Origin of the sequence: Nocardia barduliensis (assembly GCF_013315795.1) — a bacterium.
Lineage (GTDB): Bacteria > Actinomycetota > Actinomycetes > Mycobacteriales > Mycobacteriaceae > Nocardia > Nocardia barduliensis.
In genome coordinates, this window is record NZ_JABLTE010000092.1 from 16520 (window position 1) to 31751 (window position 15232).

Sequence of the window (15232 nt, forward strand, 5' to 3'; positions counted from 1 at the left end):
TCCCTTCTTCGCATCGGTTCGAAAAGCAGGGGTGACGACTGGTATTGCGAAGGTAGCCGTTCCCGCCGAGTGAAGCAAGGCTTACCTAAGCGAGTCGACAAAGAAATAGCAGAATCGTATAACTTCCGCCCGGCCGAAGTCGCCGGTTGGGGGAGATCGGAAAGCTCGTCTCGGAAGGTTTGCGGCCGGTACGCCCTTGCGCTGCCGTTTCGGTGCCGGTATCGGCGAGTCGCGGGATGCATTAGGCTAGCCTGTCCTGATCAGTACTTGGTGCGCGGGTATCGCAGTGCCTGGGTTCAGGAAAGAAGGCAGTGCAATGGGTTTGAATCGACGGCAACTGCTGCGCTCGGGTCTCGGGGTCGGCGCGGTGCTGCTGGTAGCCGGGTGTTCCGACGGCGCCGACTCGCCCGGATCCGCCCGGCGCGGCGGCACACTGCGGGTCGGTGCGCTCGGCACCGCGGCGCGCATCGAACGCGATCCGCACGCCAACCTGAGCAACGACAGCGACTTCCTGATCGCCTCCCTGGTCTACGACGCGCTCACCGTGCCGGGTGGGGACCCCAATGTCGTGCCCCGACTGGCCTCCCGATGGGAGCCGGACGCCGATCGGAAACGCTGGAGCTTCACCCTGGCGGAGAACGCGACCTTCCACGACGGATCGCCGGTGACCTCGCAGGACGTCGTGTGGTCGCTGCGCAGGCTGCGCACGGTCGGCGGCGCGTCGAAGATGCCGGTGGCCGTGGAGGACATCACCGCCGACGGACCCAACCGGGTGGTCCTCGCGGTCCCCGAGCCGAATACCCAACTGCCGCTGCTGGTGCGCCTGATGACCTTCACGGTCAAGAAGGACACCACCGACTTCACCGCGGCGATCGGCAGCGGACCGTTCCGATTGGAGTCCTACCAGGGCGGCAACGCCCGGCTGGTGCGCAACGACCGGTGGCACGGCACGCCGCCGCTGCTGGACGCCATCGAGGTCACCATGTTCGAGAGCGTGACCGCGCTGGGCAACGCGGCGCTCGGCGGGCAGATCGACCTGGCGTCCAACGTCGGCGCCATCGCGGGCCGCACCGCGGCGGGCCGCGGCGACCTCACGGTCGTGCGCCGCCCGAACGACACGGTGGTCGGCGTCGCCATGCGGACCTCCGACGGTCCCTTCGCCGACGCGCGGGTGCGCGCCGCGCTGCGCCTCGGCGTCGACCGCAAAGCCCTGGTCGACCAGGTGCATTCCGGCTACGGCACGGTCGCCAACGACATCCTCGGCACGGGCGACCCGCTCTACGACCGCTCCCTCGCCCAGCGCACCCGCGACGTGGACCGCGCGAAGGCGCTGCTGCGCGAGGCGAACTTCGACACCGGGCGCGGCTACCCGTTGGTCACCAAGGCAGAGGCGCCGGGCGAAGTCGAATCGGCCAAGGTCATCGCCAACCAGCTGGCCGAGATCGGCGTCCGGCTCGACGTGGTCACCCAGGAGCCGAACGCCTTCTACGACCAGACCTGGCTGAAGGCGCCGCTGTACACGATTTCGTGGGGCACCAACGATTCCACGCTCTTCTTCGCGAGCAAATTGCTGTCGAGCGGATCGAACCGGAACGAAACCGATTTCAAGGACGCGGCGTTCGACGCGGCCACCGCCAAAGCGCTGGCCGCGCACAGTGACGCGGAGTACAAGCAGGCCGCCCAGGAGTTGCAGCGCATCCAATACGAGCGCGGCGGCTACCTCGTCTGGGGCATGGCCGACGGCATCGACATCGCCGCCTCCCGGGTGCGCGATCTGCCCACCCTGGGCGGGTTCGCCCGCGTGCAACTGGAAAGGGCCTGGCTGGCCGGGTGATCTCCTTCGCGCGACTCCTGCTACGGCGCGTCATCCTGCTGGTGACGTTACTGGCCTGTGTCTTCGTCGCCGTCGACCTGCTACCGGGCAACACCGCCCGCGCGGTGCTCGGCCGGGAGGCCACCCCGGAGCAGATCGCGGCCAAGGAACGCGAACTCGGACTGGACCGTCCGCTGGCGGTCCGGTTCTGGGACTGGATTGCGGGCGTCGCGACCGGCGATTTCGGGCGGACCGCGCGTGGGCGTCCGGTCGACGACCTCCTGGCGGACAAGTTCCCGCCCACCCTGCTGCTCGGCGGGCTCGCGCTCGCGCTGACCGTGTTCGCGTCGCTCGCGCTCGGCGCGTGGTGGGCGACCCGTCCGGGCGGTGCGGCGGCGCGGGTGTTGCAGCCGGCGACGACCACGGCGGTGGCGATTCCGGAATTCGTCATCGCCACGGTGTTGATCCTGGTGTTCGCGCTGGCGCTGGGCTGGCTGCCCGCGGTCACCATCACCGGCCGGTCCGGGTTCCCGACCGGCGCCGAGATGCTGGTGCTGCCGGTGCTCGCGCTCGCGCTGCCCCAGATCGGCTGGAACACCAGGGTGGTGCGCGCCGCCCTGTCCGACGCGGCGCTGGCCCCGCACGTGGAAAGCGCGGTGCTGGACGGGCTTTCGGGCCGCGTCGTGCTGGCTCGGCACGTGCTGCCGTTCGCGTTGCCGACGATCGTCGCCAGCTTCGCCACCACGGTCGGCATGCTGCTCGGTGGGGCACTGGTGGTGGAGACCATCTTCAACTACCCCGGTCTCGGCGCGGTGCTGGCCGGCTCGGTGGCCGACCGCGACACCTCGGTGGTCGCCGCGGTGGTCGCGCTGTCCGGGGTGGTCATCATGGTCGTGCTCGCCGTCGCCGACGGCATTCGCAGCTGGTCGTTGCGGGGGCGGCGATGACGACGTCGATCGACCTCGCGCGTCCGGTCCGGCGCCGGCTCGGCCTGCTGATCGTCGTTCCCGCCCTCGTCGTCACGCTGCTGGCGGCGCTCGGGCCGACGCTGGCGCCCCACCCCGCCGAGCGGGCGATCGGCATCCCGTTCGGCGATCCCGGCGACGGCGCGCCGCTGGGCACCGACCGGCTCGGCCGCGACGTGCTCAGCCAGCTGCTCTACGGCGGGTGGGGATTGCTGCTGGTGGCGGCGGTGATCGCGGTGCTGGTGACCGCGGTGTCCTGCGTGCTCGGCGCGGTCGCGGCGCTGCGGCCACGGATCGGCGCGTGGATCGAACTCGGCACCGATTTCTTCATTCTCATTCCCGCGGTACTCGGCATCCTGCTCGTGCTGACCTCGTGGCCGGACGCGGGCAGCCTCGGGCTGATCGTGCTGGCGCTGCTGTTCGGAGTTCCCTATTGCGCGCGGATCTTCACGGCCGCCGCGGCGGGGGTAGCGGCCACCGGATACGTGGAGAGCGCGCAAGCGGCCGGTGAGTCGCTGACGCATCTGGTGTTCCGGGAAGTGATCCCGAATCTGCGCGCGGTATGGACGACGCAGCTGGGGCTGCGTTTCGTCGCGGGCGTCTACCTGGTCAGCACCGCGTCCTTCCTGCAACTGCCCACGACGCTGGGTGCGAGCAACTGGGCGGTCATGGTGCGCGAGAACGCCTCCGGGCTGCTGCTCAATCCCTGGGCGGTGCTGGCGCCGAGTCTCGCGATCGCGATCGTCGCGGTGAGCGTGAACCTGGCGGTGTCGGCGATCGGACGAGGGGAGCGGGAGGGAACGTGAGCGTCACGAAGCGCGAAGGCGGGACGGCGGAGCCGGATCACGCCCGACCGGTGCCCGGCGACCTCGTCGCGGTCGGTGATCTCACCGTGCTCGCCGCGGACGGGCGGCGATTGGCCGGTCCCGTGACGTTCCGGATCCCCGCGGGCACGGTCACGGCGCTCACCGGCCCGTCCGGTTCGGGCAAGACGACGGTGATGCGGGCGCTGCTCGGACAGCTGCCCTCCGCCTCGGCGCGCGCGACGGGTTCGGCGTCGGTCGCCGGACATGATGTGCTGGCGCTCGACGCCGCTGCGCTGCGACGTTTCCGGCGGCAGCACATCGCCTACGTCGGACAGGATCCGGGTTCCGCGCTGAACCCGCTGCTGCGCGTGCGCGCTCTGCTGCGCGAGGTGGCGCCGAAGGCGTCCGAGGCCACGCTGACCGACACGCTGGCGCTGGTCGGCCTCTCGACGGAGTACCTGCGCCGTCGCCCCGGGGAACTCTCCGGCGGCCAGCAGCGCCGGGTGGCCCTGGCCAGGGCGCTGATCCGCCGCCCCGGCGTGCTGGTGCTCGACGAGCCGCTGGCCGGACTGCACGGCGCGCTGCGCACCGATATCGCCGGACAGCTCGCGGCCCTCGCCCGCGAGCGGTCGGCGGCGATCCTGCTGTCCGGTCATGACACCGCGCTGGTGCACTCGATCGCGGACGATGTGGTCGAACTCGGCTCGGTCCATCCGGCGTCCTTACGTGGTGGGCAGCGGGAAACACGCACTCCGGCACCTACTTTCGGCGCTCGGGCGGTGAAGCGGCCGTCGGCTACGCTGCCCGCGCGCTCGGGCGACGGTCCCGCGCTCGGGGCTCGGGCCGAGCGCGTGCCGATGCCGGACGCCACCGCAGGGGTGTCGCGCACCGGCGGATTCCGCCCGGAGGAAACCGGTTCGGCGGACCGTCACGAGCAGCGCACCGTGCGGGACTTCGAGCCGTCCGAATTCGCCTCGTCTCCGTTGGGTGAGGGCCGGGATACGGAGGCGAGTTCTCCCGCCGGAATCGGTTCGGCCCACAGTGGTCCAGCGCGTACTGGTGGCCGGACGGGTGTCGGTCCCCGCCGAGACATCGGCGCGGCCAGGGCCTATGCCCTGCCACCCGCCCGCAACGGGCACGAGTCCGCGGCCGACGCGACCGGCGACCGCACGCGGGACGAGGTCGTGCTGCGCGCCGAGGGCGTCAGCGCCTCGATCGACGGACAGCAGGTGCTCGCCGATATCGGCCTCGCCCTGGGTGCTGGCTCGGCGCTCGCGGTGGTGGGCGCGTCGGGCGCGGGCAAGACCACTTTGGCGCGCGTGATCGCGGGTCTGCACCGTTCGGCGACCGGCTTGCTCGAGCTGCGCGGGGAGCGGATCGCCGTCGGCGCGAGAAGGCGTATTCGCTACGGCGCGGGCGGTATTCAGCTGGTCACCCAGAACCCCAGGTCCGCGCTCAACCCGCGCCGCACCGTGGCGCAGACACTCGGCCGCCCGCTGCGGCGGATCGGCGGCGTCGCGCGCCGGGACCTACCGCGCCGGATCGCCGAACTGCTCGCCGCGGTGGAGCTGTCCGCCGACCTGGCCGACCGTTACCCACACGAGCTGTCCGGCGGACAACGTCAACGGGTGGCGCTGGCCCGCGCCCTCGCCGCCGAACCCGCCGTGCTCCTGTGCGACGAGATCACCTCGGCCCTCGACCACACCACCGCGGCGGCGATCATGGGCCTGCTGGACCGGATCCGGGCCGAGCGCGGCACCGCCCTGCTGATCATCACCCACGACCTGGCCTTGGTCGCCGAGTACTGCCCGGCGCTGCTGGTCCTCGATCACGGGCGCATCGTCGAATCCGGTCACACCGCGACGGTGCTCGCCGCGCCGGCCCACGACGCCACCGGCGAACTGCTCGTCTGAGCCGGGCGCACGTCATGCGCGCACCCGACACGCGGTGGACTCCGTCACCGGATCACCGAGGGCACTCGCCGTCATCTGGATCATGGAAAGGGTGTTGCGAAAGATCGGCGTCTCGGCCGCCGTCGTGGTGATTCTCGGGCTCGCCGGTTGCGGAATCGACCGCACCCCGATCCCGGAGGGCATTCCGCCCGGACCGGGCACGCCGCTGCCCGTGATCGACCTGGACGCGCCCGGCCGCACCGCCGTCCAGTTGCGCGGCTGGGCCGACGAGCAGGCCGATCGGCTGGATATCCCGTCTATCGCGCTGGAGGCCTACGGCTACGCGGCGGCTGTGATGACCAGAGCCCGCCCGGACTGCGGCGTCGCCTGGACCACGCTGGCGGGCATCGCGAGTGTGGAGAGCAAGCACGGCACCCATCGCGGTGCGCAGGTCGGCGCGGACGGCTCGGTCCGCCCGGCGATCATCGGCATCCCGCTGGACGGTTCGCCCGGCGTCGCGCTGATCGAGGACACCGACGGGGGCGCGCTCGACAACGACCCGGTGCACGACCGCGCCGTCGGCCCGCTGCAGTTCATCCCGGAGACCTGGAAGCGCTGGGGCGTCGACGCCAACGGCGACGGCGTCGCCGATCCGCAGAGCATCGACGACGCGGCGCTCACCGCGGCCAGATACCTGTGCGCCAGCGGCGGCGACCTCACCTCCGAGCACGGCTGGCAGCGGGCGTTGCTCACCTACAACCAGTCGCACAAATACCTGCTGACGGTGCGTGACCGGGCCGCGAGCTACAGCGTCGGACGCCGGGTGTGATCGGCCGGTCCCCGGAGTGCCGGTTACCCGCCGCGCGGGCGGGACGATAGGCTCGCAGCGCACGGCCCATCCCGTGAGACCAACCGTGTCAGCAGCCGAAGGAGTGTCGTTTTCGTGGCCATCATCGAACAGGTCGGAGCTCGCGAGATCCTGGATTCGCGCGGAAACCCCACCGTCGAGGTCGAGATCGCTCTCGACGACGGCACCCTGACCCGCGCGGCCGTGCCGTCCGGCGCGTCCACCGGCGAGCACGAGGCCGTGGAACTGCGCGACGGTGGTGAGCGCTACGGCGGCAAGGGCGTGCGCAAGGCGGTCGAGGGCGTGCTCGACGAGATCGCGCCCGCCGTCATCGGCCTGGACGCCGTGGAGCAGCGCACCGTCGACCAGGTGCTGCTGGACCTGGACGGCACCCAGGACAAGTCCAGGCTCGGCGCCAACGCCCTGCTCGGCGTGTCGCTGGCGGTGGCCCGCGCCGCCGCCGAGTCCTCGGGTCTCGAGCTGTTCCGCTACCTCGGCGGCCCGAACGCGCACGTGCTGCCCGTGCCGATGATGAACATCCTCAACGGCGGCGCGCACGCCGACACCGGCGTGGACGTGCAGGAATTCATGGTCGCCCCGATCGGCGCGCCCACCTTCAAGGAGTCGCTGCGCTGGGGCGCGGAGGTCTACCACGCCCTCAAGGCGGTGCTGAAGGCCAAGGGCCTGGCCACCGGCCTCGGTGACGAGGGCGGTTTCGCACCCGACGTGGCGGGCACCAAGGTGGCGCTCGACCTGATCAGCGAGGCCATCGCCAAGACCGGCCTGAAGCTGGGCAGCGACGTGGCGCTCGCGCTCGACGTGGCGGCCACCGAGTTCTACACCACCGGCAGCGGCTACAAGTTCGAGGGCGTCGTGCGCTCGGCCGAGGAGATGGCGCAGTTCTACGCCGAGCTGATCGGCGCCTACCCGCTGGTGTCCATCGAGGACCCGCTGTCGGAGGACGACTGGGACGGCTGGGTCACCCTGACCGACCAGATCGGCGACAAGGTGCAGCTGGTCGGTGACGACCTGTTCGTCACCAACCCCGAGCGCCTGGAAGAGGGCATCGCCAAGGGCGCCGCCAACGCGCTGCTGGTGAAGGTCAACCAGATCGGCACGCTCACCGAGACGCTGGACGCGGTGGAGCTGGCGCACCGTAACGGCTACAAGACGATGATGTCGCACCGGTCCGGCGAGACCGAGGACACCACCATCGCCGATCTCGCCGTCGCGGTGGGCAGCGGCCAGATCAAGACCGGCGCCCCGGCGCGCAGCGAGCGGGTGGCCAAGTACAACCAGCTGCTGCGCATCGAGGACGCGCTGGGCGATTCCGCGCGCTACGCGGGCGACGTCGCGTTCCCCCGCTTCGCGTTCGAAGGCTGACCTGCGGTAGGAGCGAAGGGCCCTGAGGAGTAGCGTGCGTAACCACGCAGGGCCCCGGCAGTACCGCGAAGCAGAGACCGAAGGCGTGAGATGACGGAGCGACGTGCGCGTGGGACCAGTCCGGCCGGACGCGGGGACCGCCGCACGTCGCGTGCCGCCACCTCCCGCCCGGCCGACTCCGCGGCCAAGCGCGGCCGCAGGCGGTCGGAGGCCGCGGAGAAGCCGAAGCCGCGCAAAAGCGCGTCGCGTTCCGCCGCCGACCGGCACGACCACACGTTCCTCGGGCTGTCCACCGGCAAGGCGGTGATCCTCGCGATGGTGGTGTGCGGGCTCGCGCTCACCCTCGCGGTGCCGATGCGCACGTACTTCACCCAGCGCGCGGAGGCCGCGCAGCTGGCGCAGCAGCGCGCGGAACTGGAGGCGGATCTCGCCCGGCTGCGCGATCGTCGTGCGCAGCAACAGGATCCGGCCTTCATCCGCACCGAGGCGCGCGACCGGCTGCGGTTGGTGATGCCCGGCGAGACGCCGTACATCGTGCAGGTGCCCGGTATCGAGGCGCCCGCCCCGCCCCCGGCGCCCACCAGGGCGCGAGAACCCGAACCCTGGTACACCGAACTGTGGCGCAGTATCTCCGAGCCACCACCGACACCGGCGGCCGCCCCGCGACCGCAAGCACCGGAAGGACTGGAAGGACCCAGGTGACCGCACCCGACGACCAGGATCTCGCGATCATCGCCGAGCAGCTCGGCCGTGCGCCGCGCGGCGTGCTCGCCGTCGCCTACCGCACCCCGGACGGGATCCCGGCCGTTGTGAAGACCGCGCCGCGCCTGCCGGACGGTACGCCCTTCCCGACCCTGTACTACCTGACCGACCCCCGGCTCACCGCCGAGGCGAGCAGGCAGGAATCCGCCGGGGTGATGCGGGAGATGACCGAGCGGCTCGCCGCCGACCCGGAGCTGGCCGCCGCCTACCGCGCCGCGCACGAGAGCTATCTGGCCGAACGGGACGAAATCGAATCGCTCGGCACGGATTTCACCGGCGGCGGGATGCCCGAGCGGGTCAAGTGCCTGCACGTCCTGATCGCCCACTCGCTGGCCAAAGGGCCGGGGGTGAACCCGTTCGGCGACGAGGCCGTGGCGCTGGCCGCCGAGCACGGCCTGCGTGGCACCGCGATTCCGGCCGACTGGCCCGCGCAGCGGCCGACCGGCCCGCGAGAGACTGGAGCACAGCGATGAGTGACCGGGTAGCCGCCGTCGATTGCGGCACGAATTCCATCCGCCTGCTGATCGCCGACGTGCTCGGCGACGGACGGCTCGCCGACGTGCATCGCGAGATGCGCATCGTCCGCCTCGGGCAGGGCGTCGACGCGACCGGCTCGCTGGCGCCGGAGGCGATCGAACGCACCCGCGCCGCCTTGGCCGATTACGCCGCGCAGATGCGCGAGGCAGGCGTCGGCCGGGTGCGCATGGTGGCCACCTCCGCCACCCGCGACGCGGCGAACCGCGCGGACTTCTTCGCCATGGCCCGGGCCGAGCTCGGCACCGTGGTCGCGGGTGCCGAGGCCGAGGTGATCACCGGTGACGAGGAGGCGCGGCTGTCGTTCGCAGGCGCGATCGGCGAACTGTCCGAGGCGGCAGGGCCGTTCGTGGTGGTCGACCTGGGTGGCGGATCGACCGAGCTGGTGTTCGGGGACAGCTCGGGGGTGCGGGCCGCGTTCTCCGCGGACGTCGGCTGCGTCCGGATCACCGAGCGGTGCCTGGCGGGCAACCCGCCCACCGCCGAACAGGTCGCCGCCGCCCGCGCCTTCGCCGCCGAACGGTTGGCCGAGGCGTTCACCCACGTCCCCGTGGACGGCGCGCACACCTGGGTCGGCGTCGCGGGCACGATGACCACTCTGGCCGCGGTGGCGCTCGATCTCCCCGAATACGACTCGACACGGGTGCACCTCACCCGGCTGACCATGGACCAGGTCCACGACGTCTGCGATCGCCTGATCGCCATGGACCACGATCAGCGTGCGGCACTGGGCCCGATGCACCCCGGCCGGGTCGACGTGATCGGCGGCGGCGCGGTCATCACCGAGGTGCTCGCGGAGGAATTGGCCCGGCGCGCGGGCATTTCCGAGCTGGTGGTCAGCGAGCACGACATCCTCGACGGCATCGCCCTGTCGATCGCCTGACCGGCGCCATCGCTGACCGGCGCCATCGCGTGATCCGGCCGGCCGGTCAGTGCTGCGGCACGTGTCCGTCCAGCCGCACCTCGGCGTGCGCCTCGGCTCCGGGCCCCACCTCGGCGCGGCCCGCGCGGCGTGCTTTGCCGACCGCGATATCGGCGAGCCGGGAGAGCGACTCTTTGTTCCGCGGCACCAGCAGGAGCTCTTGCAGCACGTTGGGCACCAGGGTGCCCAATCCTCGTTCGGCGTGCTCGTACATGCGGATCTGGGTTTCGCCGGGGGTGGTCTCGACGAGTTCCAAACGGATCCAGGCGGCGCCGAGCGGCGAGAGTTTGGCCTCGAGTTCGAGCATGTGGGGCGGATCCACCGAGACGACCTGCGTGGTGTCGTTGACGGTGAACGGCCACACGCCGGCGCTGTAGTGCAATTTCGAGCCGACGTCGGGCCACTCGCCGTCGACGTCGCGGATGTGCGTGGCGCCGACCACCCAGGCGCAGAACAGCCATCCGTCGGACAAGACGGCGAAGACTTGGTCGGGTGTCGTCGGCACGGTGATTTCCACGTGGACCATCAGCTCAACGCTTTCTGGGTGTGGGCCGGGGCTGGTTTGCCTGTCGCTTGCGGGGTGCCCGGACGTGCGGCGGGCAAACCTCTCGGAGCGGACCGTCCGGTCCGGCATGAACAGAACACACGAATCCGCCGCCGGACCGCCGCCGGATGGGATCGTCGGAGCATGGTTGAAGCGCCAACGACGACTGCCGACGGCGGGCTGGGGCGGGTCCGGAACCCTGCCGTGGACCCGTGGACCCGTGGGGCCGTACGGCGGTCCGGTGCACCGGTCCACTATGCCGAGCAAGTTGTTCGCCAGGCAGTTGCTCTATACCTTTGGAACCCCGTCATCGTGCACCGTACGAACCCTGTCGTCGGGCTCGTGGCCGGGCACTCGTGGTGTGGGCACCTCGAAGTCGGGTAGGTTGGCTCGGTTCTATGACCCAGGTCACGAGTTCGCTCACTTCGGTATCACCGGGACGGTCGTGGTGTGCGCGGGGCTGATCGCCGCCGCCCTCGCACCGCGGATCAGCGAATCCACGGCAGGCGTGCATCGGCCCGCCGCATGGGTACAGAACACCAAGCACAGCAGCACGATCTAAGGAGAACGCGTGACTAAACCCGGGCCACAAGCCGAATCGACGGGTGATGTCTCGTCCCGGTGGGGCGGTCTGTTCCGCACCAAGTCCATCGAACAATCGATCCGCGACACCGACGAGCCCGACTCGAAACTCCGCAGGGACCTGACCGCCTGGGACCTCACCGTCTTCGGCGTGGCCGTCGTGGTGGGAGCGGGAATCTTCACCCTCACCGCGCGCACCGCGGGCAATGTCGCGGGTCCGTCGGTCTCGCTCGCCTTCGTGTTCGCCGCGATCGCCTGCGGCTTGACCGCGCTCTGCTATGCCGAGTTCGCGTCCACCGTTCCGGTCGCGGGAAGCGCCTATACCTACTCCTATGCCACCTTCGGCGAACTCGTCGCCTGGATCATCGGCTGGGACCTCATCCTGGAGTTCGCGCTCGCCGTCGCGGTGGTGGCGAAGGGCTGGTCGCAGTACCTCGGCGAGGTGCTCGGCACCACCTCCCCGGTCGCGCACATCGGCTCGGTGAGCTTCGACTGGGGTGCGGTGCTGCTGATCACCGTGCTCGGCGTGCTGCTGGCGACCGGCACCAAGGTGTCCTCGCGGGTCTCGGCGGTGGCGGTCGCCATCAAGTTGGGCGTGATCGCGCTCGTGCTGGTCGTCGGTTTCACCTATTTCAAGTCCTCGAACCTCTCGCCGTACATCCCGCCGTCGCAGCCGGGGGAGCGCGGCGAGGGCCTGCGGCAGTCGCTGTTCTCCTACCTGACCGGCGCCGGGCACAGCAACTTCGGCTGGTACGGCCTGCTCGCGGCGGCCAGCCTGGTGTTCTTCGCGTTCATCGGCTTCGACGTGGTCGCGACGACGGCCGAGGAGACCAGGAACCCGCAGCGCGCGGTGCCCCGCGGCATCCTCGGGTCGCTGCTCATCGTGACGATCCTGTACGTCGCGGTGTCGCTCGTGCTCACCGGCATGGTGCCCTACACCGAGCTGTCCGGCGGTGACGCGACGCTGGCGACAGCCTTCGGGATCCACGGAGTGACCTGGGCGAAGAACATCATCTCGATCGGCGCCCTCGCCGGGCTCACCACCGTGGTCATGGTGATGTACCTCGGGCAGACCCGGGTGCTGTTCGCGATGGCGCGCGACGGGCTGATGCCGCGCAAGCTCGCGCACACCGGCAAGAACGGCACGCCGGTTCGCGTCACGGTGATCGTCGGCGTGGGATGCGCGCTGCTGGCCGGGTTCGTGGACTTCGGCACGCTGGAGGAGATGGTCAACATCGGGACGCTGTTCGCGTTCGTGCTGGTGTCGATCGGCGTGCTCATCCTGCGGCGCACGCGCCCGGACCTGCCCCGCGGCTTCCGGGTTCCGCTGGTTCCGCTGGTGCCCGTCCTGGCGGTGCTGTCGTGCCTGTGGCTGATGCTGAATCTGTCCGTGGAGACCTGGTTGCGGTTCCTGGTGTGGATGGCGATCGGCTTCGTCGTCTACTTCGCCTACTCCCGGCGCAACTCCCTGCTCGGGAAGACGCCGGTCGGATAGTCACGTGCGGGCCTGTTCGGGCTCATCGGGTATCGGCGGATAGCCTGACGCGGTGTCGCAGCGTGAGTTGGTTGTTCTCGGTACCGCGAGTCAGGTGCCGACGAAACAGCGAAACCACAACGGGTATCTGCTCCGGTGGGACGACGAGTCGATCCTGTTCGATCCCGGTGAGGGTACACAGCGGCAGATGACCTATGCCGGTGTCACCGTCACCGGGCTCACCCGGATCGCCATCACCCACTTCCACGGCGACCACAGCCTCGGCCTGGCCGGCGTGGTGCAGCGGATCAACCTCGATCGGGTGCCGCATCCGGTCGATGTCGTCTTCCCGGCGTCCGGCGTCGCGTACTACGACCGCCTGGTCAACGCGACGTCCTACTATCACCGCGCCGAGCTGCGACCGCGTCCGGTCATCGGCCCCGGCCCCGTCGACCTGCCCGAGGCGCCGTTCACGGTGACCGCGGTCCGGCTCTCGCATCCGGTGGACACCTTCGGCTACCGGCTCAGCGAGCCGCCCGGTCGGCGCATCCTGCCGGACCGGTTGCGCGCGCTGGGGCTGCGCGGCCCGATCATCTCCGAACTGCAACAGCGCGGCAGCGTCGAGTTCGGCGGTCGCACAATCACTCTGGCGGAGATCAGCGAGCCACGATCCGGTCAGAGTTTCGCCTTCGTGATGGACACCAGGCTGTGCCCAGGTGTCCGGGAACTCGCCGCCGAGGTCGACATGCTCGTCATCGAAGCCACCTTCCTGGACGCCGACGAACACCTGGCCACCGAATACGGCCACCTCACCGCGGGCCAGGCGGCGCGGGCGGCCGCCGACGCCGGTGTCCGCAGCCTGGTCCTGACCCACTTCTCCCAGCGCTACCGCGACCTCGACGAGCATCTCACCGAAGCGGCGAAGTACTTCTCCGGCGAGATCCACATCGCCACCGACCTCGCCCGAATCCCGGTGCCGCCCCGCCGCTGACGGCCCGCCGCCGAGATTCGCCGCGCCGAGATGATCCGCGGACGCTAACACCGGCCCGCCGTCACCGATCTAGTTCTCTGGGACGCCTGCCAACCCCGGGCAAGAAACACCCGCCACCGGCGCCGGTCACCCGACCGCGCCGTCCGGCACCGGCAACGGCCGACGCCCCGCCACCCCGGCGAATTGTCGGAATTCCGGTACAGGCGTACGACTCGGTAGGCTGTCCCGGACGCCCCTATAGCCCAATTGGCAGAGGCAGCGGACTTAAAATCCGCCAAGTGTCGGTTCGAGTCCGACTGGGGGCACCGCGGAGAACGCAGGTGTTCGGCCTAACGGCGGCGAACCCAGCATTGCGCCACGTCGGCGAGGTTCCACCACGAGACGAATCGGGCGTCTTCCGATTCCAGCAGCCAGCGTCTCGACAGCCGATCGAAGAACGCGTCGTCACCCGTCTTGCCGCCCTTCGGTTCGCCGATGTAGATCAGCCGCCGACCTCCGCGCGCCTCGAACAGCCGCAACGCTGTGGATGCCATCGGATCAGCCCATCCGGGAGGCCAGCACAGGAACAGCGCCGAGTCGCCGTCCAGCTCTGCTTCGAACTCGTCGAGACCGCCGACCGGATACCAGGCGTCGCGTTGACCTGCCGCCGCCGGGAACGAGGCATTCGGTACCTTGTGCGGCGGCTCGGAGTCGAAAGCCCGCGTGTACACACCGACCTCGGCGAGCAGCCTCGCCCAGTAACCACGTCCCGCGCCCAGTTCGAAGACGGTCCGCCGTTGGCTGAATGTCCGCACCCACTCGAGCGTCTCCGGCGACGGAATCGCGTAGGCGTAGGCACTCTGCAAGATCGTCTGAACGAAACCCAGCCGGACGCTGCCTTTCGCGTTCCCGCCGTTGACGACCCGCCGTCGCCCGTCCACTCCGACAGACGGCCCGACGATGTCCCAGTACGGATTTCCTGAGGCCGATTCCCCACCGGTCAGGTAGTGCACGAACCTCAGGTCGAACGCCGCGTCGGCATCGGCATCACCCGTCCCCGACAGCATCGCCGCAGCGTCCAGGTACTCGGCCACCCTCGGATACTCCGCCTTCAGCCGCGCCTCGTTCCCGAGCAGTTCGGCCAGTTCCGCTCGACGCTCCGGCGTCAGCACGAGACCAGTCACGAACTCGATTCTCCGCACACGCCTTGCCCTACGCGAGTTGCCGTCGAATCCTCGCCCGGCCACCACCGATCCGAGTTGCCTGCGGCGGGGAGCGGTCCCCCCATCTGGAGCTGGCGCCGACGCAGGAGACGAAACCGGTGCGTCTGTTGGCGTGGCGAAGCGATGTCGCGGAAAATTTCCCCATACGGATGGGTGGTGGTTCAGCACGCTGTTCACGACTGCACGAGGAGGCGATCGGGCGCGACTCCGCCGTTCACCCAGGCCGAGGCGAGTTTGCGGGCGACCGCGCGGAACAGCATGTCCGCGGCGCCGTTCTCGGGGTGAATCGTCTCGGTGACCTTGTCGAGGCGAAGGGTTCGCTCGACTCCCGACACGTTGGCGTAGGCGTAGCGGACCTGTTGCTCGTCCTCTTCCAGCTTTCGGACCTCCGCGTACAGCGCCATCGCGCGTTCAGCGGGAAAGACCGTGGGCGCGGGCGATGACGCGCTCCATGAGCGTGCGGGGGAGGAGGCGGCGGAGGGTGAAGAGGGCGGGGGCGTTGCTGCCTATGGCGT

15 protein-coding genes and 1 tRNA gene are annotated in these 15232 nt (G+C 70.3%); 13 read left to right on the forward strand and 3 right to left on the reverse strand.

The genetic code is table 11. The features are described 5' to 3' along the window. Positions 1 to 316: 316 nt before the first annotated feature. The 9 genes from HOV91_RS29740 to HOV91_RS29785 all read left to right on the forward strand — a co-directional run bounded on the left by HOV91_RS29740 (position 317) and on the right by HOV91_RS29785 (position 9885). The gene (locus HOV91_RS29740) at positions 317 to 1834 is read left to right on the forward strand and encodes an ABC transporter substrate-binding protein (RefSeq protein ID WP_174188628.1); all 1518 of its coding nucleotides are present in this window, start codon (positions 317 to 319) and stop codon (positions 1832 to 1834) included. Next, entirely contained in the window at positions 1831 to 2760 is a 930-nt protein-coding gene (locus tag HOV91_RS29745) for an ABC transporter permease (protein ID WP_312884812.1), read from the forward strand. The genes HOV91_RS29740 and HOV91_RS29745 overlap by 4 nt, the downstream gene beginning before the upstream one ends. Then, complete coding sequence (locus HOV91_RS29750) at positions 2757 to 3584, forward strand: ABC transporter permease (protein ID WP_174188629.1); 828 nt, start codon at positions 2757 to 2759, stop codon at positions 3582 to 3584. The genes HOV91_RS29745 and HOV91_RS29750 overlap by 4 nt, the downstream gene beginning before the upstream one ends. Further along, positions 3581 to 5497: an ABC transporter ATP-binding protein gene (locus HOV91_RS40260; RefSeq protein ID WP_312884813.1), complete on the forward strand. Its 1917-nt coding sequence runs from the start codon at positions 3581 to 3583 to the stop codon at positions 5495 to 5497. Before HOV91_RS29750 ends, HOV91_RS40260 begins: the two co-directional genes overlap by 4 nt. A gap of 82 nt (positions 5498 to 5579) precedes the next feature. Further along, on the forward strand, positions 5580 to 6305 hold the full coding sequence (locus HOV91_RS29765) for a lytic transglycosylase domain-containing protein (RefSeq protein WP_174188630.1): 726 nt from the start codon (positions 5580 to 5582) through the stop codon (positions 6303 to 6305). A 114-nt stretch (positions 6306 to 6419) separates the two neighbouring features. Further along, the gene (gene eno, locus HOV91_RS29770; RefSeq protein WP_174188631.1) at positions 6420 to 7706 is read left to right on the forward strand and encodes a phosphopyruvate hydratase; all 1287 of its coding nucleotides are present in this window, start codon (positions 6420 to 6422) and stop codon (positions 7704 to 7706) included. A gap of 90 nt (positions 7707 to 7796) precedes the next feature. Next, positions 7797 to 8408, forward strand: coding sequence for an FtsB family cell division protein (locus HOV91_RS29775; protein ID WP_174188632.1), 612 nt, complete (start codon positions 7797 to 7799; stop codon positions 8406 to 8408). Continuing rightward, a complete protein-coding gene (locus tag HOV91_RS29780; RefSeq protein WP_174188633.1) occupies positions 8405 to 8941 on the forward strand; it encodes a DUF501 domain-containing protein in 537 nt (178 codons plus the stop codon). The genes HOV91_RS29775 and HOV91_RS29780 overlap by 4 nt, the downstream gene beginning before the upstream one ends. Continuing rightward, positions 8938 to 9885 (forward strand): Ppx/GppA phosphatase family protein, encoded by a 948-nt coding sequence (locus tag HOV91_RS29785; protein WP_174188634.1) that lies wholly within the window; start codon positions 8938 to 8940, stop codon positions 9883 to 9885. The genes HOV91_RS29780 and HOV91_RS29785 overlap by 4 nt, the downstream gene beginning before the upstream one ends. 46 nt (positions 9886 to 9931) lie before the next feature. Here HOV91_RS29785 and HOV91_RS29790 read toward each other — a convergent pair whose 3' ends face one another. Next, the gene (locus tag HOV91_RS29790) at positions 9932 to 10450 is read right to left on the reverse strand and encodes an SRPBCC family protein (RefSeq protein WP_174188635.1); all 519 of its coding nucleotides are present in this window, start codon (positions 10448 to 10450) and stop codon (positions 9932 to 9934) included. Between the two features lie 379 nt (positions 10451 to 10829). On the opposite strand from HOV91_RS29790, the gene HOV91_RS29795 reads away from it, so the two are divergent. The 4 genes from HOV91_RS29795 (at position 10830) to HOV91_RS29810 (ending at position 13820) form a co-directional block, all read left to right on the forward strand. Continuing rightward, complete coding sequence (locus tag HOV91_RS29795; RefSeq protein WP_217441287.1) at positions 10830 to 11030, forward strand: hypothetical protein; 201 nt, start codon at positions 10830 to 10832, stop codon at positions 11028 to 11030. Positions 11031 to 11039: 9 nt separating this feature from the next. After that, complete coding sequence (locus tag HOV91_RS29800) at positions 11040 to 12545, forward strand: amino acid permease (RefSeq protein WP_312884814.1); 1506 nt, start codon at positions 11040 to 11042, stop codon at positions 12543 to 12545. A 52-nt stretch (positions 12546 to 12597) separates the two neighbouring features. Beyond that, positions 12598 to 13515, forward strand: a complete 918-nt coding sequence (locus HOV91_RS29805) for a ribonuclease Z (RefSeq protein ID WP_174188637.1) — start codon at positions 12598 to 12600, stop codon at positions 13513 to 13515. Positions 13516 to 13746: 231 nt separating this feature from the next. After that, positions 13747 to 13820 (forward strand) — tRNA-Leu (locus HOV91_RS29810). A 24-nt stretch (positions 13821 to 13844) separates the two neighbouring features. Here the strand turns inward: HOV91_RS29810 and HOV91_RS29815 are convergent. Further along, positions 13845 to 14678, reverse strand: a complete 834-nt coding sequence (locus HOV91_RS29815; protein ID WP_174188638.1) for a hypothetical protein — start codon at positions 14676 to 14678, stop codon at positions 13845 to 13847. A 212-nt stretch (positions 14679 to 14890) separates the two neighbouring features. Further along, on the reverse strand, positions 14891 to 15121 hold the full coding sequence (locus HOV91_RS29820; RefSeq protein ID WP_174188639.1) for a hypothetical protein: 231 nt from the start codon (positions 15119 to 15121) through the stop codon (positions 14891 to 14893). Positions 15122 to 15232: the final 111 nt, after the last annotated feature.